We start from the raw sequence: 13,082 nt of genomic DNA, 5'->3' as shown, positions 1-13,082 counted from the left end.
GGCGCGCGGGGCCCGCGGAGGATGCGGCGCGCCCGACCCGCGACTCGTCGCGCCAGGGGTGCGCCTCGGAGATCGCTCAGGTCAGATCAGCCCCTTCTCCTTCAGGTAGTCCTCGGCGACCTGGCTGGCCTCGAGACGCTGCCCGTCCACCTGCGCGTTGAGGGAGGTGAGGTCGGCCGTGGTGAGGACGCCGGAGAGCTGGTCGAGAGCGTCCGCGGCCTTGGGGTTCTTCTTCAACCAGGCGCTGTTGACGACCGGCACGAGGTTCTCGGCGTTCTGCCAGTCCTTGTCGTCCTGGAGCACGACGAGCCCGGCCCGGTCGAGGCTGCCGTCGGTCGTGCTGACCTGGCCGAGCTGCACCTCGCCGTTGACGAGCGCGTTCTTGGTGTCCTGCGTGCCGAAGCCGAGGGGCTCGATCTTGCCGAGGGTGATGCCGTAGACGTTCTGCAGCCCCTTGCCGCAGTCGGGTCGTTCGGCGCAGTCGGAGTTGGCGGCGAGAGCGATCGGCTGGTCGAGCTTGCCGAGGTCACTGAGCGTGGTCAGGTCGTGCTGTGCGGCGTACTCCTTGGTGACCGCGTAGGCGATGGCGTCCTCGGCCTGCGCAGGCCGCAGCGGCGTCAGGCCGTACGTCGCACCCAGGGTCTTCAGGTGGCCCAGGGTCGCCTGCACGTCGGAGCTCGCCACCGGAGTCGCGTCGTTGCCGTTGGCGGTGCGGTTGAGCGTCTCGGTCAGGGAGGAGAGCTGGTCGCCCGCCACCTGCACCCGACCCTTCTCCAGGGCGCCGAGGTAGCTGTCGCGGGCACCGAGCTTCTCGACGTCGGTGTCGAAGCCCTGCTTGTCGAGGAGCAGCTTGTAGAGCTGGGTGACGATGTCGGCCTCGGTGAAGTTCTGGCCGACGATGGTGACCATCTGGTCCTTCTCCGCCGCGGGCGGGTCGCCGCCGCACGCAGACGCGGTGAGCAGGAGCGGGAGGATTGCCACGGCGACGAGAAACCGTCGTACCGAGGTCATCCGATCCCGCCTTCGCTGTCCCGAGTCAGGCCCTGGAGGGCCTCTGGTCCGTGTCCGGGACGACTCTAGCGACCAGGGGTCCGGCGCCGACGGACGCGTCGACGCGCACGGGCCATGAGGTCCCGTGCGCGTCGGCGGCGCAGATCAGCCCTTCTTGGCGAGGTCCGCGATCGTCTTCAGCTTGAACTTGTCCGCGGTCTCCTTGGTGACCACGATCGCGTCGCTGTCCTGTGCGTCCGCCTGGTCGAGGGCCACCAGGTTGCTGGGCAGCGCCTTGCCGAGCGCGGCGTAGACGTCGTCGGGGCTGGTCGCCGTGCTGTTCTTGTCGATGTACACCAGGATCGAGCCGGTGTACTCGGGGAACAGGTCGATCGACCCCTGCTTGAGTGACTCCCAGTACTTCGGCCGGGCACCGATGTTCATCTTCTTGCTGATGGTCGCGCCCTGGGCCTCGAGGGCCTGGGCGTAGATCTCGCCCAGGATCACGTTCTCCGGGAAGTTGGCCGAACCCACCGTGAGGCTCTGACCCTTGGCTGCGGTGCCCGTGGTGTCGAGCCCGTTGTCGGAGAGGAAGCCCTTGGCGACGTCGGCCGGGTCGGCCTTGTCGTTGACGACCTTGCCGAGCAGTCCGCCGAGGACCTCGGTGGTGAGCTTGCCCTGGATTCCGTTGATCACCTGCTTGACGCCGTCGGTCGCCTTGGACTTGGTGATGATCGGCACCACGTTCTGGGCCGCGAAGTTGCTCTTCGGGTCCTCCAGGATGACGAAGTCGTTGGCCGCGATCGACGGGTCGGTCGTGAACAGGTCGGCGGCGTCCACCTGGCCCCGCTTCAGGGCGTTCACGGTGACCGGTCCACCGACGTCGGTGACGGTGTACTTGCCGAAGGAGACGTCGTAGTTCTTCTTCAGGCCCGGGATGCCGTCGGGACGGGTCTTGAACTCGGGCGGGCCGCCGAAGATCATCTGCGACGCGATGGTGCCATCACCCTTGGAACCCGAGGACGACGAGCTCGACCCGCATCCGCTGACTCCCATCGTGAGGGCCGTCGCGACGGCGGCGAGTGCGACAAGCTTGGTTTTCATGTTCTTCTCCTGGTGTGTTTTCACATGTGTGCCGGGGTCTGGAGCACGAGCGGTGTGGGTCAGGTGGCCTCCGAGACGAGTTCTTCGGTGAGTACGGCGGTGCGGGAGTCGGGTCCGCGCGAGCCGCGGTCCTGGCGGCGGGTGCGTCCGGTGATCCCGCGGGAGACCGTGTAGCGCTGGACGAGGGCGAGCAACAGGTCGGCGATGAGGGCCAGGGCCGCCACGAGGAGTCCGCCGCTGATCATCTGCGGGTAGTCCTGCTGGGCGAGGCCGTCGTAGATGAACCGCCCGAGGCCGCCCAGGGTGACGTACGCCGCGATGGTGGCCGTCGCGATCACCTGCAGCGTCGCGGACCGGAAGCCGGAGAAGATCAGTGGCAGCGAGTTGGGCAGCTCGACGCGGAAGAGCACCTGTGGCCCGGTCATCCCCATGCCGAAGGCAGCGTCGCGTACCGACGGCTCGACGTTCTGCACCCCGGCGTAGGTGTTGGACAGGATCGGCGGCACGGCCAGCAGCACGAGCACGATCTCGGTCGGGATCAGGTAGCCGTTGTTGGTGCGGCCGTAGAAGTGCGGCGCGATGATCACGACCAGCAGCACGAGGACACCGACCGTCGGCAGGGCCCGGGCGGCGTTGGCGACGCTGATGATCCAGGTCGCCTTGCCGGTGTGGCCGATCCACAGCCCGAGCGGCAGCGCGATCACCAGCGAGATGGCCAGCGCGATCAGGGTGAACCCGATGTGCGCGAGGAGCTGGTCCCAGATGCCGGTGTCGAAGGCGGTGCTCGTCCAGTGGGACGGGTCGGTGAGCCAGTTGAAGACGTCGCCGATCATGCTCGCACCGCCCTACGCCAGGGGGTCAGCATTCGGCTGCCCAGGAGGACCAGCCCGTCGAGGGCGAGGGCGAGCAGCACGCACAGGATGATGCCGAGCACGATCGGCGGGTAGTACGGCGTGTCCGTGGACAGCTTGAACCCCTCGTCGAAGAGCTGGCCGAGGTTCTTGAAGCCGATGGTCCCGGCCACGGTCACGATGCTGACGTTGGCGACGACCGCGACCCGCAGACCGGCCGCGATCACGGGTACGGCGATCGGCAGCTCGACGCGGAAGAAGAGGCCCAAGGGCTTGTAGCCGAGAGCGGTGGCCGCCTGCGCCGTCTCCTGGGGTACGGCGGCCAGGCCGTCGGCCACCACCCGCACCAGCAGTGCCAGCGAGTACAGCGTCAGCGCGATCGGCACCTGCAACGGGCTCAGCGGGTCCAGGCCCAGGATGGGCGGGACCAGCACGAAGAGTGCGATCGAGGGGATCGTGTAGAGCAGTCCGGTCAGCGACATCATCGGCGGGTAGGCCCACTGGTAGCGGCGGGCCAGCCAGCCGAGCGGCAGCGCCAGGATGAGCGCAATGACGACGGGCACCACCGAGAGCCAGGTGTGCGCCCAGAGCAGGCCGAGGACCTTGCTGGTGTTGTCCATGAAGTAGGCGAAGAAGTGCCACGGCGACGAGCTGGCCGAGGCGAGCGGGATCAGCGCCGTCATGTGACCGCACCTTCCACCTGGGCCTCGATCAGCGCCAGCACCTCGCGGGCCGTGGTCGACCCGACCAGCCGGCCTGACTCGTCGATGACCACGCCGCGGCCGGACGGCGAGGACAGGCAGGCGTCCAGCGCGCTGCGCAGGGTGCCGCCCTGGGTGGCGAGGGTGCCGCCGCGGTAGAGCATGGGGTCCTCCACCACCGCGCCGTGCGGCTCGTCGGTGAGGTGCAGCCAGCCCTGCGGTGCGCCGGACCCGTCGACCGCGAGCAGCCACTCGTCGCCGCCGGTCGGGAGTGACTCGCCCATCGCGACGGTGGGTTCGTCACGGGTCGGGATGGTGCCGGCACTGCTGAACCCGAGGGCGCGGTAGCCGCGGTCACGTCCCACGAAGCCCGCGACGAACGCGTCGACGGGCCGCGAGAGCAGCTCGGCCGGAGCGGCCAGCTGGGCCAGGTGTCCTCCGACACGGAGCACGGCCACCTGGTCGCCGAGCTTGATCGCCTCGTCGATGTCGTGGGTGACGAAGACGATGGTCTTGCCGAGCTCGCCCTGCAGCCGCAGGAACTCGTCCTGGAGCTGGTCGCGAACGACCGGGTCGACTGCCGAGAACGGCTCGTCCATGAGCATCACCGGCGGGTCGGCGGCGAGGGCGCGTGCGACGCCGACGCGCTGCTGCTGTCCGCCGGAGAGCTGGGCCGGGTAGCGCTTGGCGAAGGCAGGGTCCAGCCCCACGCGCTCGAGGAGCTCCATCGCCCGGGCTCGGGCCTTCTTCTTGTCGGTGCCGAGCAGGAAGGGCACGGTGGCGATGTTGTCCACGATGGTGCGGTGGGGGAACAGCCCGGCGTGCTGGATGACGTAGCCGATCTGACGACGCAGCTCGTGGGCCGGCATGCTCGCGGTGTCGGTGTCGTCGAGCCAGATGGTGCCGGAGGTCGGCTCGATCATCCGGTTGATCATCCGGAGCGAGGTCGTCTTGCCACAGCCGGACGGACCGACCAGCACGGTGATCTTGCCGGACGGCGCCTCCAGCTCGAGCGTGTCCACGGCGACGGTGCCGTCGGGGTAGCGCTTGGTGGCCTGGTCGAAGCGGATCATGCTCGGGTCTCCTGCTCGTCGGGTACCGAGCCCAGTCGGGCGCTGAGCTCGGCTGCCTCGGTGGCCACGATGCGGCCGTAGGCGTGCATGGTGTCCTGGTCGATCCGGTACGTCGGGCCCAGCACGCTGAGCGCCCCGGCGATGCCGCCCGGGTAGCGCACCGGCGCGACGATCGCCGTCACGTCCGGCTCGAGCAGGTCATGTCCGGCGACGTACCCCTCGGGAGGGATGTCACCCCGGAGCACCCGCCCGACGGCCAGTCCGTTCATCGGCACCGCGCGCCCGATCCAGCTGCTGTGCCGGACCGCGTGGGTGCCCTCGACCTGGGCGATGTAGATGGCCGTCTCGTCGACGCCCTTGATGGAGAGGTACGCCGACTCGTGGGTCGCCGTCCCGATGCGGTCGAGGGCTGGACGGGCGAGCCGGGCCAGCTCGTTGCGGCCGAGGGAGGTCGCGCCGAGCTGGATCATCCGGGGACCGGCACGGAAGCTGCCACCGTCGTCGTCGCGGCTGATGAACCCACGGCTCTCCAGGGTCCGCAGCAGGCGCAGCGCCGTACTGGCCGGCAGCCCGGTGTGGCGCGCGCACTCGGTGAGCGTGACGGCCTCACGGGTGCAGACCTCGGAGAGCAGCGCCAGCGCGCGCTCGACGGTGCGCGTCGAGCTGCCTCGCCCCCGCGCGATCGCGTCGCCGACCTCGTGGGCACCGAGGGGCTCGCGGCTGCCGGAAGCGACCTGCGACGTCATCGGTGCCCCCTCACGGGCCGTCGGGCTACTGGGATAGGCGATCGGTTTCGTGGTGTTTCACTGTGCAGAAGCGCATTTCCGCTGGCTGAGACTATTGCACCATCCCCCGCCGATCCGGAAGGCTTCACGGGAGCCAATCTGGGCGATCGCCCGAGGAGTCCGATTTGACCCTGCCCCTGGACGGCAGCCACCTCTCGCTGGACGAGATCGTGACTGTCGCACGTCGCGGTGACACCGTCCGCGTCGAGCCGTCGGCCCGCGAGCGCGTCGAGGCGTCGCACACCTTCGCCGACGGGGTCGCCGAAGAGCGGCCCATCTACGGCCGCTCGACGGGGGTCGGCGCCAACAAGGCGCTCGTCCAGCCCGACCCCGACTCCCAGGCCCTGCAGCTGCTGCGGTCGCACGCGACCAGCTCCGGCGAGCTGCGCTCGGCCCAGCGGGTGCGGGCGATGCTGCTGATCCGGCTCAACCAGCTGGCCTCCGACGGCAACGGGATCAGCCCCGCGGTCCTCGACGCCCTGGAAGCGATGCTGTCCGTCGACGCGCTGCCCCCGGTCCGCGAGGGCGGCAGCGTGGGCACCGCCGACCTCGCGGCGCTCGCGACCACCGCACTGGTGCTGTGCGGCGAACGGTCCAGCACGCCGGAGTTCCTCGCCACCACCGAGTTCGGCCCGGGCGACGCGCTGACCTTCATGTCGAGCAACGCGGCCGTGCTGGCCGACGCGGCGCTGGCGGTGGCCGACCTGGACCGGCTGGCCCGGAGCGCCGCGGTCATCGCGGCCATGGACTTCGCCGCCGTCCGCGGCAACGCCGAGGCGTTCAGCCCGGCCGTCGAGGTGGCCACTCCGTTCCCGGGAGCACAGTGGGTGTCCCGGACGATGCGCGAGCTGATCGGGCCGGACCCGGTGCCGGCACGGATCCAGGACCCGTTCAGCCTGCGCACCTTCCCGCAGGTGCACGGCGCGCTGATGGACCGGCTCGCCTTCGCCGAGCAGGTGGTCGTCACCATGGCCAACAGCCCCTCGGAGAACCCGATCGTCTCCCCGCGGCTCGGGGTGGCCCATCACGGCGCCTTCCACGCGGCGTACCTCGTGCAGTCGCTGGACTCCCTCGTGCTGGCGGTCGCCCAGTCGGCACAGCTCAGCCTGGCCCGGCTGACCATGCTGGCCGAGCCGGCGTACACCGGACTGCACCCGTTCCTGGGCGACGGCACCCCGGCGGCGTCCGGCGTGATGATCGTGGAGTACAGCGCGGCGTCGGCGCTCGCCGAGCTGCGCGCGCTCGCGACCCCGGCCGGGATCCAGGCCGTCACGCTCTCCCGCGGGGTCGAGGAGGACGCCTCGTTCGCCACGCTTGCGGCCCAGCAGGCCCTCGAGGCGGTGTCGCGGTTCCGCGCCGTACTCGCCGCCGAGCTGGTCGCCTCGCTGCGCTGCCTGCGGATGCAGGGCGCGCACCCGCCCTCGCTGAGCGCCGCGATGGCCTACCTCGACGAGCGCGACGGCGGCGTACCGGACATGCACGACCGCGACCTGACCTCGGACCTGCTCCTGGCCGAGGAGCTCGTGGACGCGCTCCCGGCCCACGTCGGGCCGGTGCAACGAGCGCCCTGAGGGACAGAACGGGCCGGGGCTGGCGGGCAGTACTCGGGGCTGGCGGGCAAAGCATTGCCTGCCATCCCGCGGAATCCCCGGACGTCCGGGGAAGCCCAGCCCGCCGCCCCTACGCCTGCTTGAGCGCCCGGGCCGCCTTCTTCTGGCCCGACTTCTGCACCTGCTCGTCCCACGCGACCAGGTCGACCACGGAGTCGTCGGCCTGGAGGGCGATCAGCGCCTGCTCGAGCTGCCGCACCCGCTCCTTGGTCTCGACGTGCGCCTCGGTCTCGGTGACCAGCTTGGACTCGGCGCGCTGGGCCCGGGTCTCGTGCTGCACGATCAGGCCCTCGAGCTCACGCGCGGCGAGGTGGGCCTGGGCGAGCCGGTCGGTCATCGCGGCGGTGAACTCGGCGTGCTCGGCAGCGCGCTTGGAGAACAGGTTGCGGTAGGCCGCGGCGGCGGCCGCGCGGTCGGCGGCGTTCTCGCGCCGCGACTGGAGCACCTCGGTCCACATCAGGCGCAGTGCGCCGGAGGCGAGGCCGAGCGCCACCACGGACGCGATGCCGATCCAGAGGGCCGACTGGGAGGGAAGTGAGGAGACAACGGCGACAACTGCCACCGCCAGGAGGCTGACCGCGACGGTGACGCGTGTGCTGCGCTGCCGACGACGCACGGGGGTACGAGACGATGCCATGAGGGCCATGACTTGCAGGGTAAGTCGCTAGGGGTCGTCGCGCGGGACACGACACGCGTGCTCGAGCAGCAGCGCGGCCACCGTGGCGGCGAGCGCGCCGAGGGCCGCGAGCAGCGCGTGCCACAGCCGGGTGTCGGAGGCGGGGTTGGCCACGCCGAGCTGGGCCAGGGCGTAGCCGAGGTAGCCGCCGAGCGCCAGCGCGCCGACCAGGGCGCAGGCCTTGCCGAGGACGAGGCGGTTCACCGCCTGGTGGGGGGCGAGGTCCTGGCGGTTGCGGCGTACCGTCCGTCGCGTGCCGTACGCCGTGGCGCCGATGATCGCCGCCACGAAGAACAGCGCCCCGATCGCGGTGAACGAGACGTTCGGCTCGGCCCAGTCGAAGCGGAGCGCGAGCGGCCGGATCGACCAGCCGAGCACCAGCCCGATCACGCCGGCGACCACGAGCGGACCCGGACCGGTCGGGAGGATCCGGCCCTGAGGCGGGTCCGGCTCCCGTTCCTCGTCGGTGTCCGGATGGGTCACCTGCTCGCCCTCGGGGTCAGTGGAACTCGAGCTCGATGTCCTCGCGCAGGGTCACGCCCTCGCGTCCGGTCTTCTCGAGCAGCTCGACGACCGGGCCGGCGCCGGGGATCTCGGCCTCGGGCTCGAGCTCGAGCCACGGCACCAGCACGAACGCCCGCTCGGCGGCCCGCGGGTGCGGCAGGCTCAGGTCGTCTTCGTCGGCCCGACGGTCGCCCACGACGATGAGGTCGACGTCGAGGGTGCGCGGCTCGTTGCGCTCGCCGGTGCGGACGCGGCCGTACGCCGCCTCGACAGCCATCGCCCGCTCGAGCAGCGTGCGCGCCGAGAGGGTGGTGTCGAGCAGCAGGATCGCGTTGAGGAAGTCCTTGGTCCCCTCCGGCGACTCGACCGGCGCGGTCTCGTAGACCGACGACACAGCGGTCACCCAGACCTCGGGAGTGTCCGCGAGCGAGTCGACGGCCCCCTGGAGGTTGACGCGCCGCTCGCCGACGTTGGAGCCGATCGAGATCACCGCGCGGCGGATGGGGTGCATCTCACCGGTGATGGTGTCGGTATCCACGATGTTCGGGTTGGGACTCTCGGTCACAGTCTGCTCCGGTTGATGGTCAGGGCGACATCCTCGAACGTCGCCTGGATCGGGGCGTGGGGCTTGTGCACGGTGACCTCCACGTTGGCCACCTGGTCGTTGCGCAGGCACACGTCGGCGATGCGCTGTGCCAAGGTCTCGATCAGGTCGACCGGATCGTTCGCCACGGCTGACCGGACCTGGTCCACGAGCGTTCCGTAGTCCAGGGTGTCGTGCAAGTCGTCGCTGCGGGCGGCACTCCGGGTGTCCACACCGAGCACCACGTCGATCACGAACTCCTGGCCCTCACGCCGCTCGAAATCGAAGACGCCGTGATGCCCGTGGACGGCGATGCCGCGCACGGCCAAGGAGTCGCCTGGGCGGTCTCCAGCGAGGGTGGGGAGCTGCTCGGTCATGGTGACCCGACACTACCGGCGGCCCGGAAGGACCGAAACGGGCGTCCCGTCCCGTCACCGACCCAGGCCGCTGACCTGCGGATACACCGGTTCAGTCGAGCCATCTGCTGACCACCCGGATGGCGTCGAGGCTGGCCCGCACCTCGTGCACCCGCACGCCCCAGACACCCTGGATGGCCGCGATGGTGGTGAGCGCCACGTTGGCGTCCTCACGGTCCAGGACCGGGCGCGGGCTGCCGTCCGGGCCGGCGAGCAGGGTGCCGAGGAAGGACTTGCGGCTCGAGCCCACCAGGATCGGCACGCCGAGCGTCTCGAGCTCGGGCAGGCGCTGGAGCAGCTCCCAGTTGTGGTCGGCGGTCTTGGCGAAGCCGAGCCCGGGGTCCACGACCAGCCGGTCGTCGGCCACACCGGCGGCGACCGCCGCCTCGAGGCGCTGGGCGAGCTCGTCGCGGACCTCGACCAGCACGTCGTCGTACGACGCGTGCTGCTGCATCTCGGTGGAGTGGGCCCGCCAGTGCATCACGACGTACGCCGCCCCGTGCTCCGCCACGACCTGCATCACGCGCGAGTCGGCCAGGCCACCGGAGACGTCGTTGACCACGACGGCACCGGCCTCGAGCGCGGCCACCGCCACCTCGTGACGCATGGTGTCGACGGAGACAGCGATGCCGTCGCCGGCGAGTGCCCGGATCACCGGCACGACGCGGTCGAGCTCCTCCGCGACGAGGGGTCGGGTGGCACCGGGGCGGGTGGACTCACCGCCGATGTCGAGGATGTCGGCGCCCTCGGCGTGCAGCTCGGCCCCGTGGGCGATCGCGGCGTCGGTAGTGGCCCAGCGGCCACCGTCGGAGAACGAGTCGGGCGTCACGTTGACGACGCCCATCACCACGGGCCGGGGCAGCTCCGGGAGGCCGGCGCGCCACGCCTCGCTGGACATGGGAGCTAGCGGGCCGCGTTGATCAGGGACATCGCCTCGGCCCGGGTGGCCGGCTTGTGCATGATGCCGCGCACCGCGGAGGTGATCGTGCGGGCGCCGGCCTTGCGGACGCCGCGCATCGTCATGCACAGGTGCTCGGCCTCGATCACCACGATCACGCCGCGCGGCTCGAGCAGCTCGACCAGCGCGTCGGCGACCTGGGTGGTGAGGCGCTCCTGCACCTGTGGGCGCTTGGCGAACACGTCGACCAGCCGGGCCAGCTTGGACAGGCCGGTGATCTTGCCGTTCTCGTCGGGGATGTAGCCGACGTGGGCCACCCCGGTGAACGGCACCAGGTGGTGCTCGCACATCGACCACAGCTCGATGTCGCGCACGAGGACCATCTCGTCGTGCCCGATGTCGAAGGTGGTGGTGAGCACATCCTCGGGACGCTGGTGCATGCCCATCGTCAGCTCGGCGTACGCCCGCGCCACCCGGGTCGGGGTGTCGCGCAGCCCTTCACGTTCGGGGTCCTCGCCGATGGCGATCAGCAGCTCGCGCACAGCCGCGGCGGCCCGGTCGTGGTCGAACTCCGCGATCGCCGTCGGCCCCTCGGCGCTGACGCGGTTCACTGCCACCGCGGGCGCCTCACGACTCGTAGCCCCCGCCGCCGGGCGTCGGGGGGCGCGGAGAGCCGGTGCCGACACCGGGATCGCCGTGCACGTCCCCACCGGCACCGGGAGGCGTCAGCACGACGGCGCCCTCGGAGCCGTCCTTGATGGCACCCTCGGCGGCAGCCTGACGGATCTTCTCCGGGATCCGCACCGGCGGGATGTTCGACGGGTTGCGGTCGGGCGACCCGGTCCACGCCGGGCGCACCGGTCGCCGTCGCAGCGGCTCGAAGACCTCGGCCACCTCGGCCTTGTCGAGGGTCTCCCGCTCCATCAGGGCGAGCACCAGCGAGTCGAGGACGTCGCGGTTCTCCTCGAGGATGTCGAACGCCTCCTGGTGGGCGGTGGCAAGGAACTTCTTGGTCTCCTCGTCGATGATCGCGGCGACGTCCTCGGAGTAGTTGCGCGTGTGGCCCATGTCGCGGCCGAGGAACGGCTCGGCGTTCTCGTCACCGAGCTTGATCGCACCCAGCCGCTCGGTCATGCCGTACTGCGTCACCATCGCCCGGGCCAGCGACGTGGCCTTCTCGATGTCGTTGCCGGCGCCGGTGGTCGGGTCGTGGAAGACCATCTCCTCGGCCGCGCGGCCGCCCATCATGTAGGCCAGCTTGTCGAGCATCTCCGAGCGCGTCTGGGAGTACTTGTCCTCGTCGGGCAGCACCATCGTGTAGCCGAGCGCGCGGCCGCGGGGCAGGATCGTCACCTTGTGCACCGGGTCGGTGCCGGGGAGCGCTGCGGCGACGAGGGCGTGGCCGCCCTCGTGGTAGGCCGTGATCAGCTTCTCCTTCTCGCTCATCAGGCGGGTGCGCTTCTGCGGACCGGCGATGACGCGGTCGATCGCCTCGTCGAGGGCGAGGTTGTCGATCAGCTTGCCGTTCTGGCGAGCGGTCAGCAGCGCTGCCTCGTTGAGCACGTTGGCGAGGTCGGCACCGGTGAAGCCCGGCGTACGGCGGGCCACCGAGACGAGGTCGACGTCAGGAGCCATCGGCTTGCCGCGGGCGTGCACGTTGAGGATCTGCCGGCGCCCGTTGAGGTCAGGCGCGTCGACGCTGATCTGGCGGTCGAAGCGACCGGGGCGCAGCAGCGCCGGGTCGAGGATGTCGGGGCGGTTGGTGGCCGCGATCAGGATGACCCCGCCGCGTACGTCGAAGCCGTCCATCTCGACGAGCAGCTGGTTGAGCGTCTGCTCGCGCTCGTCGTGACCGCCGCCCATGCCGGCGCCGCGGTGGCGGCCGACGGCGTCGATCTCGTCGATGAACACGATGGCGGGAGCGTTCTCCTTGGCCTGCTCGAACAGGTCACGCACACGGGAGGCACCGACGCCGACGAACATCTCGACGAAGTCGGAACCCGAGATCGAGTAGAAGGGGACGCCCGCCTCGCCGGCGACCGCGCGGGCGAGCAAGGTCTTGCCGGTGCCGGGCTGGCCGTAGAGCAGCACGCCCTTGGGGATCTTGGCGCCGACCGCCTGGAACTTGGCCGGCTCCTGGAGGAACTCCTTGATCTCGCCGAGCTCCTCGATGGCCTCCTCGCAGCCCGCGACGTCAGAGAACGTGGTCTTCGGCATGTCCTTGCTGATCAGCTTGGCCTTGGACTTGGCGAACTGCATCACCCGGCCGCCGCCGCCCTGCACCTGGTTCATCAGGAACAGGAACAACCCGAAGATCAAGATGAAGGGGAGCACGGTCGCGATGATCGAGCCGAGGAGGTTCGGCTTGGGGTTCTCCACCTTGTAGTTCTCGATGGTGCCCTTGGTGACCTGCTCCTGGACCTTGTTGACGAGCGACTTCTGCTGGCCGGAGACCCAGATCGCCATGACCTTGTCGCCGTTGTCGAGCGTGGCCAGCATCTGCTGGTTCCCGGCGTCCTTGAACGTGATCGTCTTGACGTCCCCGGACTGGATGTCGGCGACCATCTTCGAGGTCTCGATCTCCTTGTACCCGCCGTTGGGCACGAGGTACTGGAGCGCGAGGAGGACAAGGACCACGGCTACGGGGATCCACAGCCACGGACTACGCAGGATTCGCTTCACGCGCGCAATCCTCTCAGGTGGGCCAACTTGCCCCTAATGGACCTGCAGGCGGGCCTAGGTGTAGACGTGCGGTGCCAAGGTCCCCACGTCCCGCAGATTGCGGTACTTCTCGTTGTAGTCGAGGCCGTAGCCGACCACGAACTCGTTGCCGGGGACGGTAGAGCGTCCCATCCGACGTACCACCCACGGCGCTCAGGTGTACACGTGCG

General features: G+C 70.3%; 14 protein-coding genes and 1 pseudogene. 1 reads left to right on the top strand and 14 read right to left on the bottom strand.

Annotated features, from left to right (window positions below; all coding sequences use genetic code 11):
* Positions 1-81: 81 nt before the first annotated feature.
* The 6 genes from H976_RS0119410 to H976_RS0119380 form a co-directional block, all read right to left on the bottom strand.
* On the bottom strand, positions 82-1,011 hold the full coding sequence (locus tag H976_RS0119410; protein ID WP_027862891.1) for an ABC transporter substrate-binding protein: 930 nt from the start codon (positions 1,009-1,011) through the stop codon (positions 82-84).
* 144 nt (positions 1,012-1,155) lie between these two features.
* Positions 1,156-2,094 (bottom strand): glycine betaine ABC transporter substrate-binding protein, encoded by a 939-nt coding sequence (locus tag H976_RS29100; protein ID WP_051277100.1) that lies wholly within the window; start codon positions 2,092-2,094, stop codon positions 1,156-1,158.
* 59 nt (positions 2,095-2,153) lie between these two features.
* Positions 2,154-2,927, bottom strand: coding sequence for an ABC transporter permease (locus H976_RS27385; protein ID WP_036227499.1), 774 nt, complete (start codon positions 2,925-2,927; stop codon positions 2,154-2,156).
* Entirely contained in the window at positions 2,924-3,628 is a 705-nt protein-coding gene (locus H976_RS0119390) for an ABC transporter permease (protein WP_231388996.1), read from the bottom strand. The genes H976_RS27385 and H976_RS0119390 overlap by 4 nt, the downstream gene beginning before the upstream one ends.
* Positions 3,625-4,719: an ABC transporter ATP-binding protein gene (locus H976_RS0119385; RefSeq protein ID WP_027862889.1), complete on the bottom strand. Its 1,095-nt coding sequence runs from the start codon at positions 4,717-4,719 to the stop codon at positions 3,625-3,627. Before H976_RS0119385 ends, H976_RS0119390 begins: the two co-directional genes overlap by 4 nt.
* The gene (locus H976_RS0119380) at positions 4,716-5,465 is read right to left on the bottom strand and encodes an IclR family transcriptional regulator (protein ID WP_081683051.1); all 750 of its coding nucleotides are present in this window, start codon (positions 5,463-5,465) and stop codon (positions 4,716-4,718) included. Before H976_RS0119380 ends, H976_RS0119385 begins: the two co-directional genes overlap by 4 nt.
* A gap of 164 nt (positions 5,466-5,629) precedes the next feature.
* Here H976_RS0119380 and H976_RS0119375 point away from each other — a divergent pair, with 164 nt between their 5' ends.
* Complete coding sequence (locus H976_RS0119375; protein WP_051277098.1) at positions 5,630-7,075, top strand: aromatic amino acid ammonia-lyase; 1,446 nt, start codon at positions 5,630-5,632, stop codon at positions 7,073-7,075.
* Positions 7,076-7,184: 109 nt separating this feature from the next.
* On the opposite strand, the gene H976_RS27380 is transcribed toward H976_RS0119375, so the two are convergent.
* The 8 genes and pseudogenes from H976_RS27380 to H976_RS31185 all read right to left on the bottom strand — a co-directional run.
* Entirely contained in the window at positions 7,185-7,760 is a 576-nt protein-coding gene (locus H976_RS27380; RefSeq protein WP_155918543.1) for a hypothetical protein, read from the bottom strand.
* A gap of 18 nt (positions 7,761-7,778) precedes the next feature.
* Positions 7,779-8,273, bottom strand: coding sequence for a DUF3180 domain-containing protein (locus H976_RS0119365; RefSeq protein WP_027862886.1), 495 nt, complete (start codon positions 8,271-8,273; stop codon positions 7,779-7,781).
* Between the two features lie 16 nt (positions 8,274-8,289).
* Positions 8,290-8,859: a 2-amino-4-hydroxy-6-hydroxymethyldihydropteridine diphosphokinase gene (folK, locus tag H976_RS0119360; RefSeq protein WP_027862885.1), complete on the bottom strand. Its 570-nt coding sequence runs from the start codon at positions 8,857-8,859 to the stop codon at positions 8,290-8,292.
* Positions 8,856-9,254: a dihydroneopterin aldolase gene (folB, locus tag H976_RS0119355; RefSeq protein WP_051277094.1), complete on the bottom strand. Its 399-nt coding sequence runs from the start codon at positions 9,252-9,254 to the stop codon at positions 8,856-8,858. Before folB ends, folK begins: the two co-directional genes overlap by 4 nt.
* Positions 9,255-9,345: 91 nt before the next feature.
* Positions 9,346-10,191 (bottom strand): dihydropteroate synthase, encoded by an 846-nt coding sequence (gene folP, locus H976_RS0119350; RefSeq protein ID WP_027862883.1) that lies wholly within the window; start codon positions 10,189-10,191, stop codon positions 9,346-9,348.
* A gap of 5 nt (positions 10,192-10,196) precedes the next feature.
* The gene (folE, locus tag H976_RS0119345) at positions 10,197-10,802 is read right to left on the bottom strand and encodes a GTP cyclohydrolase I FolE (protein WP_027862882.1); all 606 of its coding nucleotides are present in this window, start codon (positions 10,800-10,802) and stop codon (positions 10,197-10,199) included.
* A 16-nt stretch (positions 10,803-10,818) separates the two neighbouring features.
* The gene (ftsH, locus tag H976_RS27375) at positions 10,819-12,873 is read right to left on the bottom strand and encodes an ATP-dependent zinc metalloprotease FtsH (RefSeq protein ID WP_036227497.1); all 2,055 of its coding nucleotides are present in this window, start codon (positions 12,871-12,873) and stop codon (positions 10,819-10,821) included.
* Positions 12,874-12,927: 54 nt separating this feature from the next.
* Positions 12,928-13,020 (bottom strand): annotated as a pseudogene (locus tag H976_RS31185) (hypoxanthine phosphoribosyltransferase); the annotation flags it as partial.
* Positions 13,021-13,082: the final 62 nt, after the last annotated feature.

Origin of the sequence: Marmoricola sp. URHB0036, from assembly GCF_000426045.1 — a bacterium.
Classification (GTDB): domain Bacteria; phylum Actinomycetota; class Actinomycetes; order Propionibacteriales; family Nocardioidaceae; genus Marmoricola.
Note: the sequence above shows the minus strand (reverse complement) of the source record. Positions and strands in the feature narration are given on the sequence as shown.